At 65.8% G+C, this 16,276-nt stretch carries 13 protein-coding genes; 7 read left to right on the forward strand and 6 right to left on the reverse strand.

What is annotated here, in order from left to right:
• The first annotated feature begins 80 nt into the window (after positions 1–80).
• Genes AKJ09_RS10920 through AKJ09_RS10930 form a run of 3 tightly spaced genes read left to right on the forward strand, consistent with a single transcriptional unit; the run spans position 81 to position 3,756 of the window.
• The gene (locus AKJ09_RS10920) at positions 81–665 is read left to right on the forward strand and encodes a M15 family metallopeptidase (protein WP_146647134.1); all 585 of its coding nucleotides are present in this window, start codon (positions 81–83) and stop codon (positions 663–665) included.
• The gene (locus tag AKJ09_RS10925; RefSeq protein WP_146647135.1) at positions 662–1,366 is read left to right on the forward strand and encodes an ABC transporter ATP-binding protein; all 705 of its coding nucleotides are present in this window, start codon (positions 662–664) and stop codon (positions 1,364–1,366) included. The genes AKJ09_RS10920 and AKJ09_RS10925 overlap by 4 nt, the downstream gene beginning before the upstream one ends.
• Entirely contained in the window at positions 1,366–3,756 is a 2,391-nt protein-coding gene (locus tag AKJ09_RS10930; protein ID WP_146647136.1) for an ABC transporter permease, read from the forward strand. Before AKJ09_RS10925 ends, AKJ09_RS10930 begins: the two co-directional genes overlap by 1 nt.
• 82 nt (positions 3,757–3,838) lie before the next feature.
• Here the strand turns inward: AKJ09_RS10930 and AKJ09_RS10935 are convergent, their stop codons facing one another.
• Positions 3,839–5,134 carry a trypsin-like serine protease gene (locus AKJ09_RS10935; protein WP_146647137.1) on the reverse strand — a complete coding sequence of 432 codons (1,296 nt, stop codon included), beginning with the start codon at positions 5,132–5,134 and terminating at the stop codon, positions 3,839–3,841.
• 1,056 nt (positions 5,135–6,190) lie between these two features.
• Here AKJ09_RS10935 and AKJ09_RS10940 point away from each other — a divergent pair.
• The 4 genes from AKJ09_RS10940 (at position 6,191) to AKJ09_RS10955 (ending at position 11,833) form a co-directional block, all read left to right on the forward strand.
• A complete protein-coding gene (locus tag AKJ09_RS10940) occupies positions 6,191–6,598 on the forward strand; it encodes a hypothetical protein (protein WP_146647138.1) in 408 nt (135 codons plus the stop codon).
• A 159-nt stretch (positions 6,599–6,757) separates the two neighbouring features.
• Positions 6,758–7,729: a WD40/YVTN/BNR-like repeat-containing protein gene (locus AKJ09_RS54220; protein ID WP_205633682.1), complete on the forward strand. Its 972-nt coding sequence runs from the start codon at positions 6,758–6,760 to the stop codon at positions 7,727–7,729.
• A gap of 396 nt (positions 7,730–8,125) precedes the next feature.
• A complete protein-coding gene (locus AKJ09_RS10950) occupies positions 8,126–8,944 on the forward strand; it encodes a helix-turn-helix transcriptional regulator (protein WP_169927439.1) in 819 nt (272 codons plus the stop codon).
• Between the two features lie 159 nt (positions 8,945–9,103).
• Complete coding sequence (locus AKJ09_RS10955; RefSeq protein ID WP_169927440.1) at positions 9,104–11,833, forward strand: RICIN domain-containing protein; 2,730 nt, start codon at positions 9,104–9,106, stop codon at positions 11,831–11,833.
• Positions 11,834–11,905: 72 nt separating this feature from the next.
• On the opposite strand, the gene AKJ09_RS10960 is transcribed toward AKJ09_RS10955, so the two are convergent.
• The 5 genes from AKJ09_RS10960 to AKJ09_RS10980 all read right to left on the reverse strand — a co-directional run bounded on the left by AKJ09_RS10960 (position 11,906) and on the right by AKJ09_RS10980 (position 16,265).
• Positions 11,906–12,157 (reverse strand): hypothetical protein, encoded by a 252-nt coding sequence (locus tag AKJ09_RS10960; protein ID WP_146647141.1) that lies wholly within the window; start codon positions 12,155–12,157, stop codon positions 11,906–11,908.
• A 309-nt stretch (positions 12,158–12,466) separates the two neighbouring features.
• Positions 12,467–13,786 carry a hypothetical protein gene (locus AKJ09_RS10965; protein WP_146647142.1) on the reverse strand — a complete coding sequence of 440 codons (1,320 nt, stop codon included), beginning with the start codon at positions 13,784–13,786 and terminating at the stop codon, positions 12,467–12,469.
• 55 nt (positions 13,787–13,841) lie between these two features.
• Positions 13,842–14,045, reverse strand: coding sequence for a hypothetical protein (locus tag AKJ09_RS10970; RefSeq protein ID WP_146647143.1), 204 nt, complete (start codon positions 14,043–14,045; stop codon positions 13,842–13,844).
• Positions 14,046–14,136: 91 nt separating this feature from the next.
• On the reverse strand, positions 14,137–15,552 hold the full coding sequence (locus AKJ09_RS10975) for a hypothetical protein (RefSeq protein WP_146647144.1): 1,416 nt from the start codon (positions 15,550–15,552) through the stop codon (positions 14,137–14,139).
• Between the two features lie 122 nt (positions 15,553–15,674).
• Complete coding sequence (locus tag AKJ09_RS10980; protein WP_146647145.1) at positions 15,675–16,265, reverse strand: hypothetical protein; 591 nt, start codon at positions 16,263–16,265, stop codon at positions 15,675–15,677.
• Positions 16,266–16,276 lie beyond the last annotated feature (11 nt).

Here is a 16,276-nt window from a genome sequence, read left to right on the forward strand (position 1 = left end):
ATGCTACGAGCCGGAGTCTATCGTCGGCGTATCGAAAACCACATACGTGCTGGCAACACTACGCGGCCTTGACTGGAGGCATGTCCGACAGCGAACCAGCACGAACAGCAGTCCACCGTACCCGATCGACCATCCTCGCTGCCGCCGCCCTCATCGGAGCCCTCGGTTGGCAGTCGCGGGGGTCTCCTCACGGCGACCACCGTGAAGCACTTGGCGAGGAAGATGGCGCCGTCCCTGACGGCGTGACGGTCGTCGATGACGAAATTCCGGCCGTGGCCAACCTCGACCACGATCTCCTCGGTGCCCTCCGCCAAGCTGCAACGGATGCCGCGGACGACGGGGTCGAGATCTTCGTCGATAGCGGCTGGCGTTCCCCGGAGTACCAGGAACAACTCCTCCGTGAGGCGCTTGCGAAGTACGGCTCACAAGAGGAAGCCGCACGATGGGTGGCCACCCCCGACACCTCTGCTCACGTGTCGGGCCACGCGATCGACATCGGGCCCTCCGACGCCACGGCGTGGCTGTCCAAGCACGGCGCCGAGTACGGACTGTGCCAGATCTACAGCAACGAACCCTGGCACTACGAGCTGCGCCCCGAAGCCGTCGATCACGGTTGCCCGCCCATGTATGCCGACCCGACGCACGATCCGAGGATGCAGCCATGACGAGCACGACCCGGCACGCGACTCGGGAAACCCTGGCCGCCAGCGCGCGGAACCTGACCAAGACCTACGGCCGGGGCGAAGCCCAGGTGCATGCCCTGCGCGGCATCGACCTCGATCTCCCACGAGGGCGGTTCACCGCGATCATGGGCCCGAGCGGATCGGGCAAGTCCACGCTGATGCACTGCCTGGCCGGACTCGACCAGGCCAGCGGCGGCACCGTCACCGTGGCCGGCACCGACCTCGGATCACTCGATGACGACGCGCTCACGATCTTCCGCCGCGAGCACGTCGGCTTCGTGTTCCAGTCGTTCAACCTGCTGCCGATGCTCACCGCGCTCCAAAACATCGTGCTCCCGCTCGAGCTGGGCGGTCGCCGGATCGACAACGCGGGGCGGGAGCACGCGCACAGGCTCGCCAATGTCCTCGGCGTGGCCGACAGGCTCGGCCACCGGCCCGCAGAGCTGTCCGGCGGCCAGCAGCAGCGGGTCGCGATCGCCCGGGCCCTGATCACGCAGCCGGACCTGCTGTTCGCCGACGAGCCCACCGGAAACCTGGACACCACCACGTCGGCGGAGGTGCTGGATCACCTGCGCCGGTCGGCGCGCGAGCTCGGCCAGACCGTCGTGATGGTCACCCACGACCGCGACGCGGCGACCTACGCCGACGACGTGGTCACCATGCAGGACGGGCGGATCGCCTGATGCACACCGTCTTCCTCGCGTCGCTGCGGACCCACCTCCGCAGGTACATCGCAGCGGCGATCGCGGTCATCGTCGGAGTCGCCTTCGTCGTCGTGGTCGGCGTGCTCACGTCCGGGGCACGGAGCGGACTCATGGACGGCTTTGGGGCGCCGTATCGCAATGCCGACCACGTGGTCTCCAAGATGGGCTCGGAAGTTGGGATCGCGCTCGCCGAGCGATACGGCGAGAACGCCTCCGCAATCGGCCGGGCGATGCTGCTGGTGCGCGCGGGCGACGGTCTGTTCTCCGAGACCGCCGTGGGGCCCGTTGCCCCCTCGGAGAATCTGCGCTGGCAGAAGCTCCGCTCGGGCCGCTTCCCCGCACGCATGGGCGAGGCGGTGGTGCATGTGTGGACGGCCCAGGCCAGGGACATCGCGATCGGCGACCGGATTCGGATCGACGAGGGCGCCACCGCGGCCGACCTAGAGGTGGTCGGCCTCGTGGAGTCGCCCTCTGCGTCGGCCCAGGCCGACGTGTACGTCACCTGGCGGCAGTTGCTGCAGTGGCGCGACCACCTCCAGGTGGGCAAGGTGGCGGTGCGCGGGGAGGTCGGTCCACTCCCGGAAGGCGCGAAGGTGCAGTCGCCGGAGGAATTCGTCAACGAGGCGCGGACCCGACTCAACAACCGGGTGGACACCTTGTCGTTGATGCTGCTGCTCTTCGCCGGCGTCGCGCTCTTCGTCTCGGTCCTGGTCATCGCGAACACGTTCTCCATCCTGTTCGCGCAACGACTCCGCGACTTCGCACTGCTGCGCTGCATCGGCGCGACCCGTCGGCAGGTGGTGCGTTCGGTACGCCGCGAGGCGGCCACCGTCGGGGTGCTCGCGTCGCTGACCGGGAGCCTGGTCGGCGTCGGCCTCGGCTACGGCCTGATCGCCCTGATCAATGCCCTCGCGCCCACCGCCCCAATGGGTGCCGCCGCGCTGCCCACGCTCTGGCTGCTGGGGGGGTTCGCCGTCGGCCTGGTGGTCACCATGCTCGCGTCCTGGTTGCCGACCCGGCGGGTGGTCCGGGTGAGCCCGCTCGCGGCGCTACGCCCGGATACCGTGGTGGACGTACACACGGCCACCGGCATGGTGCAACGGGCGCTCGCTGCGGTCCTCCTGGTCACTGGGCCAGTCCTGCTCGGGGTGGCGATGAAGCAGCACAGTACGGCGCTCATGCTGGCCGGCGGAGGATCGGTGTTCACCGGCGTACTCCTCATCGGGCCGGTGCTCGTCCCCTGCCTGGTCCAGATCGCCGGCGCGCTGCTCGGCCCTGCCGGCCGGCTGGCAACCCAGAACGCTGTGCGCAATCCGCGCCGGACGGCCACCACCACGGCCTCCCTGCTGGTCGGCGTCACGCTGACGACTGCCGTGCTTACCGGGATGGCCACGACACGTGCGGCGCTGGATGAGCAACGCGATAGGCGGCACCCCATCGATGTCGCGCTCAGCTCGCCCGAGAGGCCCGTCACCACCGACCTCCTCGACCGGATACGTCGCACTCCCGGTGTGGAGCAGGCCATTGCAGTGAACGGCGCCGTGGTCGAAGTGGACGGGCTCGACGAACCGATCTTGGCTCTCACCGCGCCGGCCGCGGAGCAAGTGGCCCGCGACGGCGGGGCGTTCGCCCGGGTGGAGCCGGGAAAGATCAGGCTCGACGATTCGGCCTTTCGCAAGCACCTGAGCCTCCGGCCCGGTGACCAGGTCACGGTGCGCGTCGGCCACCGGCGAGCGCAGTTGCAGGTCGCCGGCGGCACCGGCTGGGGCCGGGCGGGCGTGGTCGCGCCCGAGACGCTGGCGACGCTCACCGACTCCCCCGAGCCGCATACCATCTGGATCCGTGCCTCCACCAGCGCCGACCCGATTCAACTTGTCGGTGACCTGGACGAGCTGGCGGATTCGGTTGGCGTGAAGGTCGACGACCAGTTGCAGGCCCGGGCGTCGGCGGACCAACAGGTGAAAATCCTCACCTGGTCGATGCTCGGCCTGCTCGGCATCGCCGTGGTGATCGCCTTGATCGGCATCGCGAACACGCTGGGGCTCTCCGTCCTCGAACGCGCCCGCGAACACGCGCTGCTGCGCGCGCTCGGGCTCACCCGCGGGCAGCTGCGGCGGATGATGGCGGCCGAGGCAGTGCTGCTGTCGGTGGTGGCCACCCTGCTCGGCACCGTGATCGGCGTCGGGTTCGCCTGGGTCGGCTACGAGACCTTCGTGAAGCAGGCTCTCACCCACGCCACCATGCAAATCCCCTGGCTACCACTCGGCGCCGTCGTCCTCATCGCCGCCATGGCCGGCCTACTCGCCTCTGTTATCCCGGCACGCCGGGCCGCGCGGGTGACTCCGGCCGCAGGGCTATCCCTCGACTGATACCCATCGGGTTCGATGGCACCGACTTCCATCGCACGGACGGCAGCCAGTCGATCACGGTCGCGCGGTGAACCGCAGTGGATTACCACGCGGATGATCCTTCAGGCGGCGCCACCGCCGCTCGAGCGCGACGCATGCGACGGCGCATCGGCAAGACCAGTGCGAGCAACGCCAAGGCGAAGCTTGCGTTACGCGCGCCCTCGGGTGAGGCGCCCGCGGTCACGCATCCGCAACCGTCTCCGCTCGTATCTCCGATGACGGCGTTGTCGGACGTGGCGGCGTCGGCCGTCGCGCCGATCGACGCGTCCTCCTCGACGGGACCGCTGTCTTCGACCGCTCCGCTCGAGGCATCGTGCGCGGCAGCGGCATCGGCATCGGCACCGTCGCTTGCGTCTCCGGCGTCCGTCCCGGCGTCGGCGGCACCTGCGTCGGCGGCACCTGCGTCGGCGGTCGGGCAATAGCCGTTCGCGGAGTCCGAAGTGGCGCCTCCCGTGACCCAGCCGGCAGCGGTGTATCCGCCGTCCGAGGCGGCATCGGCGGCCACCTTCTTGATCCACGCGGCCTGGCCCGAGTAGCTCTCGTAGATCGTCGAGTTGCACGCGCCGGCCGGACCGCGCGAGACGCTTCCGATGACACGACCGAGCGAATCGAGCGCGGGGCCGCCCGAGTCTCCCTCACAGGTTCCCTTGCTGGTCGGGCTGCCGCCTATCCACTCCTTCGTCGCGCTGATGGTGGTGTCCCCACAGTCCGACGATCCGAAGCACTGTACGGTCATCCCCGTCACGTCGTAGCGCGTGCCGGCGGTCTGCCCCCTCGGGCTCGTGATGCCGAAGCCGACCGCTTCGTACGTCTCGCCATCGGACGGCTGCGTGTCCACATTCGGAATGAGCGGGCACACGCCGTTGATGGGGCTCGTGAGCGTGAGCGCCGAGAGGTCTTCACCGCAAATGTCGTTGGTGGGGGGAACGGCGATCGATTTGACCGACCACCACGTCACCCCGTCGGCCGTGGGCCAGACCGGGTTGGAGCTGTTGTAGATGTTCGCGGCCGCGTCGTAGCTCGTCGTGACCATGAAGTTCGACGCGGCGACCGGCGCGCTGAACCCTTTGCCACACGTCAGGAAGTTTGGAGGCGTGGCCACACAGTGGCGCGCCGAGAGAACGAGATTCGGCCCGATGAGCGAACCCGAGCAGATGGACGACACCTGCCCGCCCGAACCGATGAGGATCCCGACGACGGCGCTGTCGCCTGTGTCGACCGCGCCTCCCTGGATGGGTTCGCTGACACGACTCACCTCCCCACTCGGGACAGGCGCGGTGCACGCCCCAAGGCCAAGGGAACAGACGAAGGCGGCGACGGCGACGGCAGAACTGCGCATACGAGCACAACGCTAGGAGCGTATGCCCGCGCATGGCAATCGCCGTCTCTCCGTCACCTAGCGCACCAGCGCGGGTTTGGACGTCGACGCAGGCTCACTCCGACGGACAGGCCATGGGCAACGGTTGTCGCGAGAGGTCGGCGTTCACTCACCGTGTCCGACGTTTCGCATGCAACGCGGGCCCGGCGCTGACGATCCCGTCACTCGGCGGCCATGCGACGTCTGGTATCGAGTGCTGTCCGTCCACCGCGAGTGCTCGTGGCTCGGGGCGCCGACCGAGAAGCACACGACGAATGATGCCAACGCTACGTCCCGTCCTGACCGCCCTCCTCACGACACTGGGGCTTTGCCTCCCGCGTTCTGGTCACGCCGAAGAAGCGCCCACGCAGTGTCATAGCGAAACGGTGCGCACGGCCGAATCGATCCTCGTTCCGATCGACAAACCGTCTACGCCAGGCGGTCCTCGCCTCGGTGTGCTCATCGAACCGGGCGAGAGACTCTGCCTGGCCGGAACGATGGACCCCGAGGGGACGGTGAGGGACTTGCATCTCGTCGACGAAGCGAGCGGAGAGGCACCTCTGCTCACGTTGACGGTGGGTCTCGTCGGAACGGAGAACGTGATCGCCGTCGAGTCGTACTCATCGGAACCGATCGAGTATCGCTCGACCTTCGTCTACGGGCCGGCAAACCTCGCGTTCCCTTCGGGCAGGAAGTCCATCGCTCCCCGCGGACATACCGACGAACAATGGGAGACAGACGCCCCCCGCTCGTTACTCTACGACTTTCGACGCGAGCGTTCTTATTACTGCTCCCCCCCCCGAATCGCGTTTTGCCGCGAGGCGCTCTCTGAAAGAACGAGACGGAAACATCACACTGAATCTTGGCGTAGGGACACGCTACGCTTCGCTCGGCGGATTCAATCGGCTCCTCGATGAGAGGGGCTATACCGCTGTCCCCGACGTCATTCCGACCTTCGGAATAGGCGCTGGCGGAGTCTACAAGCGCTTTCGGTTCGATGTTTCGGGGCACCTCGGAGGCTACACGTCGAAGTCCCGCGTGGGCGAAGGAAGTGCCTGGAGCACCGTCACGGAGGTCGTGTTTGCAGGCGGCTATGACGTATTCCGTATAGGTGGATTTTCCGCGTTTGGTCTCGTCGGAGCTGGCGTATCGTGGGTCGGGACCGACCCCAAAGTGCTTCAGGTCCACGCCGAGCACGACCGAATCGAACAGCAGGCCGGCGTCGCGACGTTGGAGCTCGGCGCAGAGCAGGTCGTTCCGCTTGGGTATGAACAACGGGAGTCCTGGACTCTTATCTTCGGTGTGCGCGGAGGCGTCCTTCTACCCTTCGTCGGTGACGCTTGGCATCTCGACGACAAACATCGAACCAAAGTGTCCGGCCCCGATGTCGATGCCGTTGGAGTGCGCGTCCTGCTGGTGGCCGGCATCGGACTGCTCGAGTGGTAGCCGACGAGCGGGCGCAGCCCGATGAGGCACCCCTCATCGACAGCATTCCTTAGCGCGTAATCCAGAAAATCCCCCCGGCCCAGCGGTTGTCACAAGCCGTTCGGTCGTGACAACATGCGGCCGAATTGGCGGCGCCGCGAACAAGACCAGCGAGAACCCATGCGCCGCCGCGCGCCACTGCCGGCTCGTGCCCTACTAGGCCGGGCAAGCTGGGTGCAGCGCTGCCCTGAACACAAGGAGCTTCACATGCCCGAGAAGGTTTCCATTTCGCGCGAGTTCGTCAGGGGCGCGGCCCGCATGGCGGACCTCGTGTACGTCATCAGCCAGATGAAGACGCTCATCGAGCAGGACATCGCGCACGTCAGCCTGGTCGGTCTCTACAAGGGCAACTGGGGCGACGCCTTCAACACGATCTGGAACGCCACGGCCGTCGCGGTGGCGAAATCGCCGGCGGAGAAGGTCGTGCTGGTGGGCGAGGACGGCGACGTCAGCACCTACGTGGGCGGTCGGCGCGAAGACGAAACCATCGAGCCGCGCCCCGTCATGATCCGCCATGCGCGCGAGATCGGCGGCGAGGTCTTCGTCTGCGGGAGCAAGCGCCAGGTGTTCCGGCGTGTCGGCGAAGCGCAGTGGGTGGACATGAGCGCGCCGCGCGCCGGCCAGACCGAGGCGCTCGGTTTCGAGGCGATGGACGGCTACGGCTGGAACGAGATCTATGCGGCCGGCTGGGGCGGCGAGATCTGGCGCTACGACGGCGCCACGTGGACCCAGTGCAGCAGTCCCACCAACGTGATCCTCTCGGCCGTCTGCTGCGCGGGCGACGGCCAAGTGTATGTCGCTGGGCAGGGCGGCGTGCTCGTCAAGGGGCGCGGCGATGCGTGGGCGCCCGTGGCATGGGAAGACGAGGTCGACGCCGACCTGTGGGACCTGTGCTGGTTCCGCGACAAGCTCTACGTGGCCACCATGTCGGGGCTCTACACGCTCGACGCCAACCGCCTGGTGCCGGTCGACTTCGGCGCGATGGGGCCGGTGAGTTGCTACAACCTCTCGGTGGCGCAGGGCGTGATGTGGTCCGTCGGCAAGGCCGACGTGGCGTCGTTCGACGGCACCACCTGGCGCAAGTACGACTGACGGGGCCGTTGCACGGAATACGGCCGCGGCCATTCCGTGCTACGCCGCCCTGCCGGTCTGATGTGAAGGGAGAGTTTGCGCCGCCGCCTTGCGGTCGCTGGAGAATCGATGAGCCGTTCCATCGCGCTCTTTCCTCCGCGTTCCCTCTTGATGGTGGCGCCCTCGTGTTCGCGGCGTGCTCAGACTCCAGCAGCTCGACGGACGGCCGCCCGGAAGCCGGCGTGGACAACGGATCTGGCGATTCGGGCGTGAGCAACGCCGGGCAGAGGGATGCCGCTTCGCCTTCAATTCGAGAGCGTTCTTCGACCCGCTGCGCGATCATCCTCTTGGGGTGTCCATGAGATGATTTCTGAACTACCGATGATGAACAGCGTCTCGCGTTCGGTTCGCACTCGAATGCCGACGCCGACGCTGCTGCTGCAACTGAATCGCGCGCTCGCAGAGTTCTATTCGCCAGGGCTCGCGACGGAAACGTTGATCGCACGAACGTTCGCGCTGACCTCGCGGCTGCTCGACTTCTCGCTGAATAGCCATGGCGTGCTCGACCATGCCACCGGCGAGCTCCACGCCAACTTCGATTGTGAGCTACCCGCACTCGCCGATGCGTTCGTGGCGTTCGGACGGCACATGCGGAAGTACGCGCCGTTTCGCTTCGACCCGCATCTCAACGACGGGAAGCCGTACAGCGCTCGCGACTTCTACGGTCAAACCGCGTTTCGCGACCTCGACATTTACCAAGAAGTCTACCGGCCGATGCGCTTCACCGACCACTGCTTCGTGCACGTGCCGTCGAGCACCGGCTCGACCGTGTTCGTCGGATTCATGCGGGACGGGCGCCCCTTCGACGCGGACGAGAAACAGCTCCTCGCCGCGATTCAGCCGCACCTCGCGAACGGACGCGAGCTGGCTCACGCCTTGACCTCCGCGAAGGATTTACTCGTCACGCCGGAGCTCTTCGGGCGCGTCGGTTTCACGCCGCGCCAAAGCGAAGTGCTCTTCTGGCTCACCCAAGGCAAAGACACCTCGGACATCGCTCGCATCCTTCGCCTGCGTGCCGACTCCGTGCGCCGCCTTCTTCAAGCCGTCTACGCCAAGCTCGGTGTGAACCATCGCGGTGCCGCGACCGTGAAAGCCATCGCGCTCGCGCGCCAATTGCTCACCACGGAGCCCAGCGCTCGCACCGGCGTCTTGCTCCACGTCGCGACGCGCACCTGACCTCACGCCACACCTGTGGCCTAGAAAACCGCGGCAGGTTTGGCGCACGATCGGCCATGTGTTCGGCACGCCCGAGGCGCTATCCAGCAGCCGCCGTTGGGTGCCGAACGTTCGCGTCCGACCGTCACTCCTAACGAGGGAATACTCATGCCCGTATCCGTGAACGACGTCTCGCGGTTCGCCCCCGCGGTGTACTTTTCCCGCTATGAGTCTTATCTACCTTGCTCGATTGAGCACTTGATTCAAGGCGCTACGCTCCAGCGAGGAACGCCGAATCCATCCGCTGGCGAAACGGGCGCCCCGGTCATCAACTACGCCCCGACCCCCGTGACGGTCACCGGCCAAGCGACGCTCGCGGACCATGTAGACACGGCCACGACGGGCTACGTCCTCGAGATCAACCCGTCGCAGCATTCCGGAATGGCGTTGGTCAATGGCGCCGTCACCGCGCCGATGTACTACGCCATCCAGGAGTTCATCGACTGCGTCGAGATCACTTACGTGATGCTCTTCGCCTATCAGGGCGGCCAAACGATCAAGGGTCTGCGAGCCGGAACCGAATTTTACGCGATCCTCAACGACTACGGCCAGCACGAAGGCGACTACGAGGAATTCGTCGTGCGCCTGGTCCGCCACGGTGACGACTGGCAACTATCCGCCGTCGCGTACGAGGCGCACGGGGATTTCACTTGGTACAAGCCCGGCGAGTTCGACACCGAGGGCGGCGATCACCCCATCGTTCACTCGGCGCTGAATGGGCACTCGCTCCACAACACCAAGGATCAGGGTTTCTGGCATACCGAGGACCATTACCCCGGCGCGTTCGACATCGGCTCATCAATGAGCACCGGCATTCCCTGGCGCGCGTACGAGGTTACCAACGGCTTGCGTCGTATCGGGCTCGACGCCGACGGCAACGTGATCGGCGATCAACAGTGGGCCAAATTCAGTGGCCGTCTGGGGCGCTTCCAAGACATCGGATACACGGGCGCCACGCAGCTCGACGGCAGCAAGCTCAACGCATTCGACGGAAAGTGGATCGACACGGACCGCGAAGTTGCCGACATGTTCAACAAGATTCCCCCCCAATTCAAACATGGCATCGGCCCGAACGGACCGGCGGCGCGTCCCTACATCCGGCCGGGGCACGGCTATCGACGCATCGCGCCGCTCATGGTGCTTCACCAGAGCGGCGGGGACACTGGCAGCTTGTGGTTCGAGACGCGCGATTGCACCACTTGGAACGGTGCCGAGCGGTTGTCCTTCGTCACCCTTTCCGAGAGTCCTTCGCCCGTCGTCTTCCAGAACCAGTTCCTCGTATTCCACCAAGGTGGCGGTCATAATAAGGAATTGTGGCGTCAAACCTTCGACGGAGTCTCGACCTGGACGTCGAGCAAAGTCGCCAACGTGCTACTCACCGGAAGCCCGGCCGCGATCGTCTATCTCGATAAGCTCCACGTCTTTCACACCGGTGGTGGTGGAAGCGATCTCTGGCAGTTGACGACAAGCGATCTCTCGAATTGGGCGGACGTGCCGTTGCACGCCGGCATTACGGGCAGTCCTTCGGCCGCCATTTTCGGCAACCAGCTCTATCTGTTTCACCGCGCGGGCGGTAACGGCGACGGGCTCTGGCGGATGGTCTACGAGGGCGAGCGTTGGGTCGCAGGAGACTGGCAAATTCCGAACGTGGCGATGTCGGGAAGCCCGGCGGCCGTGAGCTTCGAAAACAAGCTCTACGTCTTCCACCAGGGCGGCGGCAACAACGGCGAGCTCTGGTACCAGTGCTTTGATGGCAGCAATTGGGTTTCACACAAGATTCCGAATGTTACCGTCTCCGACAGCCCCGCGGCCGTCGTGCATTACGGCTTGCTCTGGGTGTTCATCCGGGGAGGAGAGCACAACGACGAGCTCTGGTACATGACGAGCAGCGATGGCGTGACCTGGTCCGCGGCGCAGAAGCGAGAGGACATTGCGCTTTCCGGTAGCCCTGCCGCCATTGTCTGGAATACCGCGCGGCCGCTCCCCGACGGCGTCTACACCATCAGGAATCAGGGCAGCGGCAAGGTGATCGATGTGACCGGCGCCTCGATGGACGACGGTACCGCGATCATCCAATGGCCCGGGAGAGACGCGGCCAATCAGCGCTGGACCTTCACCTGGCAGGACAGCGGCTTCTACAAGATTACCGCCTTCCACAGCGGCAAGGCCCTCGATGTGTCGGGCGCGTCGACCGACAATGGCGGCGCGGTCATCCAGTGGCCATTCCACAATGGCGACAACCAGCTCTGGCAAGTCTCTCTGTATTGGGACGGGAGCTGCCGACTCATCAACCGGCACAGCCGCAAGGACTTGACCGTCGGGGGAGCTATCACTCAGGACGGTGCGCCGCTGGTTCAGAACGCGTGGGACAACAACGACCGTCAAAAGTGGATCATCGTGCCCGTGACCACGCGCGTACTTCCCGACGGCGTCTACACCATCAAAAATCAGAGCAGCGGCAAGGCGGTCGACGTGTCCGGGGCCTCCTCGGCCGACGGTACCGCGATCATCCTTTGGCCCGGGAGAGACGGCGCTGCCAATCAGCGCTGGACCTTCACCTGGCAGGGGAATGGCGTTTACAAGATCACCGCCGTTCACAGCGGCAAGGCCCTCGACGTGTCAGGAGCCGCCATGAACGATGGTGGCGCCGTCATCCAGTGGCCATTCCACAATGGCGACAACCAGCTTTGGGAGGTCGCCCTCAACTGGGATGGTTGTTACAGGCTGACCAACCGACACAGTGGCAAGGTCCTGACCGTCGATGGCAGCCAGGACGGCGCTCCTCTGGTGCAGAGCGCTTGGACCGAGACCGCCGGGCAGAAGTGGGTCATTAACCTCGTGAACGCCTGATCAAGACGCCGTCGTCCCTGCGTCCGGGGCCGGACCGGACGCAGGCGCGACCTGGCCAATCAGTCCGTCGTTTCAACCCGGCGAGGCGAGAAGGAACCGTATCGGTTCGCGCGGAACTTTCGACGCCGCTCGCAGCCCCGGGCTCTCGTCTTCGGTGTGCGCGGGGGCATCCTTCCCCCCTTCGTCGGTGACGCCCGAGGCCCAGCCCGGCAGCAGCTCGAACGTGTCGGCATCGATCGCGTGCCCGCCGGCGCGGCCGGAGGGCGTCTTCTTGATGAAGAGCGGCCTCGATTCCTCGAGGCTGGACACGCTCGTTGCCGTCATGGATTCAAGCTACCCAAACCACGCGCGCGACCCGCGCGCTACCGTTCCACGACCGGCTAGCCGGGACGTAACCGGGCTGCAGTCGGCACTCCGTCTCGAGGAGAGAGCTGCCAGAGCGCATGCTCGACGCAGCGGCAGGTCGTCGACATCGCTCGTCACCTCGACGCTCCACTCGCGCCGAGGCGACCAGGACGGATACGTCGACCACGGAGGTGCTCGCGCGAGCGCATGTGATTCGCTATCCGAAGCAACCGACGATCGTGCGCCGTTCGGCGAGGACACGCGTCGCGGGGATCCTGACTCTCGTCGTCAGCGATGGGCGACGAAGCCGTCGGCGAGCGTCCCGTCGCGCTTCAGGCGGTACAAGAAGGGGTGCGGCTGGTAGCAGGGGCAGGCGTCCGCGCAACTGGAAACGTCGGTCGACCCTGCGAGGACCACGTCGGTCGAGCCGGGCACAGGCGCGACGAGTACCTTCGCGTCGGTCAAGCCCGAAAAGCGGCGCGTCCAGGTCCGCCTTCCCGCGGAGTCGAGCGCGGCGATAGAGACGCCATCAGCAGCTGTGAAAGCGACCAACGGGTTCGCACATTCGTCCACCGCCAGGCTCACTAGCCCGGTCTCGCCCGCACGGGCCAGGTTCTGCACCCAAGCCACGGCGCCATCGCCGCCGATCTTCGTCAGGAAGACGCCCATCGGCACAGGACTGCCGTCGCTGGGCGCCTCCAGCGTGCTCGGACCGACGACGACCCGCTCGGCGAAGGTGCTTCCAACAAATGTGCTTCCGGCGCCGGCAGACTGCAGATAGCCGTAGCCGGCCACGAGTCCGCCCTCGAGCGGCACCCGCCACCTTTCGGTGCCGTTCGTGTCGAGCTCGGCGACGAAGGCCCGCGGTGACGGCTGCATCTGGATGGGGGCGGAAAAGCCCGTCAGGATTCGCCCTCCGGTTTCGCCTGGGATGACGCTGACCGGCACGAAGTAGTCGTAGTCGATCTGGAACAACGTATTGCCCGCGGAGTCGAACTGAAACAAGCGGCCCGGGACGGCGACGTTCCAGCGGCCCTCCGCGTCGGAGCCAATCGAAACGCCGCCGTGTTCCTTTCCGTCTGCAGATGTGAAGTTCCGCGTCCACGCCAGCCGTCCTGAGGCGTCCAGCTGATCGACGAGGATAACGCCGGGGCCGGGCTCGTTGATGGCTCCGACCAGGGCTCGAGCCACGCCCACGTTCCCAGCGCCGTCGACCGCGATCGACAGGAACGTGCCGGCGCCGAGGTCACGGCTCCAGCGCGGCTCGCCGTGAGCTCCGAAGGAGGCAACGAAGACGCCCCCTGCCAAGGGACCGGCGCCGAAGTCGCCACGGCCGCCCGCCCCGGCGACAATGATGTCTCCCGTCCGCGACACGGCGATCTGACTGATGACAGCGTTTGGCACATCTTGGCAAAGCGCCGCGGGTGAAGCTTCGAACCAGGGCACGGTCGACGGCAGGGCGCGCGGAGTCTCGATCACATCCGCGGCCTCCATCGTTTCACCGCACGTCTTGCCGGTCGCCAATTCATGTTCATTGGTGGTGCAGCCGTAGAACGCGCACGCGAACGGCGCGAATGAGATGAGGCGGACGAGCGATCGTGAGGGCACGGAAGCGTGCAAAGCACACTTCGTGCCTCGGCGTGCATAGGTCGGCTTCGTCGACTCAGACGACGGATTGTCGGCGCGATCCTTCGCGGACGAGCGCCGCCTCCGCGGGCAGCAGCAGGTGCACATAGCCCGGGTTCATGCCGCTCGAATAGTAGCAGATCACCTCGAACGCCAAGGTCACGTCGAGCTTGCCGGAGGGCGTCTTCTTGATGAAGAGCGGCCTCGATTCCTCGAGGCTGGACATGGTCGTTGCCGTCATGGATTCAAGCTACCCAAACCACGCGCGCGACCCGCGCGCTACCGTTGTCGAATAGCAGCAGGTTGCACAGAAGCTCGGGTCAGAGCGGCCGCTATTGCACGGGCGTTCCGGGACCGAGCGAGTCGAGCCGGATGCGCGCCACGTGCCAGAAGCTGCCTGCGGTCGCCTTCGTGAAAACCTCGTCGCAGGTGACCGCGACCGGCCGGGTGAATTGGAACTGATACGCCTGCAACTGGCTCTCCGTCTCGATCGTCCATGATCGGCCGTCGGAGAGTCGGATGACGTGCAAACCGGTTGCCGTACCCCAGGAGCGGTTTGCGTGAATGCCGACGACGGCGTAGCCACAACCCACGACGAACTGGTCGGGCCAGCTGTTGAGCTCGTCGGCAAGAAGGTGACGTTTGGTCGCGATGAGCGCCGCGGGATCGGTGGTGTACTTCGCCGTCCACACGTCGACGTTCTCGAAAACGCCCGACGAGGTCTGATTGGTTCCCTCGAACCAGACCATGTCGACACCGTCGGTGCCGAATCCGGCAGTGACGCGATTCTTATTGAGTGGTTCGCCCACGAGCGTCTTTTCACCGCCGGTCGGATTCCAGACTTTGATTCCTTCGGAGGCGGCCGTCTCGGCGCTCCAGTAGGCATCATCGCCCTGGAAAAAGTATCCCCCGTAGAACAACCCGTCATCCTCGGGAGGACGGGTGATGGTGGTCACCGGCAAACCTGATGTCATCGAGTAGATCGTGTCGCCCGTGCCGACCGACTCGACGAAGTAGTTCCGGCCCACGATGAAGCTCTGCGAGATCGACGTCGGAGAGCGATGGCCCTTTGGCACATAGACGCGGGGCTTCAAGTCGTCGACCGAACCTCCGATGGCCCCACCGGGGGGGGATGATCCGGTCCCCCCGGGATCGAACATCCGATACATGATGTTGCCGCCCGCCATCGACCCGCCGCCCATGGCGCAGCCGCCGGTGAGCAGAAGCGACTGGCGAACCGGGCCGTTGACATCCGCGACGAGCCGGTAGCCGCGGCCCGGCATGAGACGTCCAACGTTGAGGCGAGCCACTCCGTCGACGACCTCGGCGTTCGTGACGACGTCGAGCTGCATACCGGTCGAGTTGCCTGTCCAGTCGAGGACCATCTTTCGGCACGCCATGCCGTCCGGCCCCGGGAGACCTGCCCCCGTATCCATGACGGCGCAGGATTCCCACTGGAAGGGCGCCGGCAGGTATTTCTTGTCGCTCGGAACGTAGATACCGCACGCGGGGTCGTAGTCGGCATACAGCTCCCACCCTTCGGGAATTCCGACTTCGGGCGGCAGCCTCGCGTCGGTGCCCGCATCTCGATGGGAAGTCGGAGGACGCGCGCTGTCGACCGAGCCAGCATCGTCGACGCTGGCATCGGCGAACTCGGCGCTCTCGGGCGAATCGCATCCCCCAGCCCAGATGAAGGTCGACGATACGACCAACAAGCCGATGCCGACAGCGCACGTCCGTTGATTCATCGCGCGAAACTCCAGATCTGGCTTGAGCTGATGGGGACGTGCACTCCAGCGCTTATTGTACCGGTAAGCTTTCGCACGGGCGCGACGTTGGATGTCGACGTCCGGCGTCCGGCTCACCCCAGCTAAAGCTCGATACGCAAACGCCAGTGGTGTTCCACCGCGCGCGCAAGCACTCGCTCGATCGCGTCGACGAACTCGTTCATCTGGCCTGGCTCGTACCGCTCGCCGGTCGCACTCCATTCTCGCCACGAGTCGAAGACTGCGCGACCGTCCACGCCGTCGAGAATCTCTTGCCCGCTACAGATCCGACGAAGTCGTCGGAGTTCGGCCAGGACACCTACGACTGCGTCCGCCTCGAGCACTTGTATCTCGTCAACGTAGAGCGACGAGTCGATCTGAATGCGCTTGAGCAATGGGAACTGCCCTTGCACATCCGGAGGGAGGGCTTCAATCGTCAAGAAGAGGGGGCCAGGCCAAACCTCGTCCCTTACCTCATCATCCGCGGGGCCCAGCGATACCATCCATCTTCCCATTGCAGCATTCCATCCTGCACGACGACCGGCGGAGAGTCGACGTATAGACGAATCGGTGGGGTCGCTGCCCGCTAGCCAACTGCGCGAGCGGTCGCAAACCATCACGGTCTCCTTGTAGGAGACGACCTGCAGCTTCGGGCTGCTGCTCGTCTGGAGCCTCGACCGGCTCCACCGGAGCATGGTCGGGGCGC

Source organism: Labilithrix luteola (assembly GCF_001263205.1).
Lineage (GTDB): Bacteria > Myxococcota_A > Polyangia > Polyangiales > Polyangiaceae > Labilithrix > Labilithrix luteola.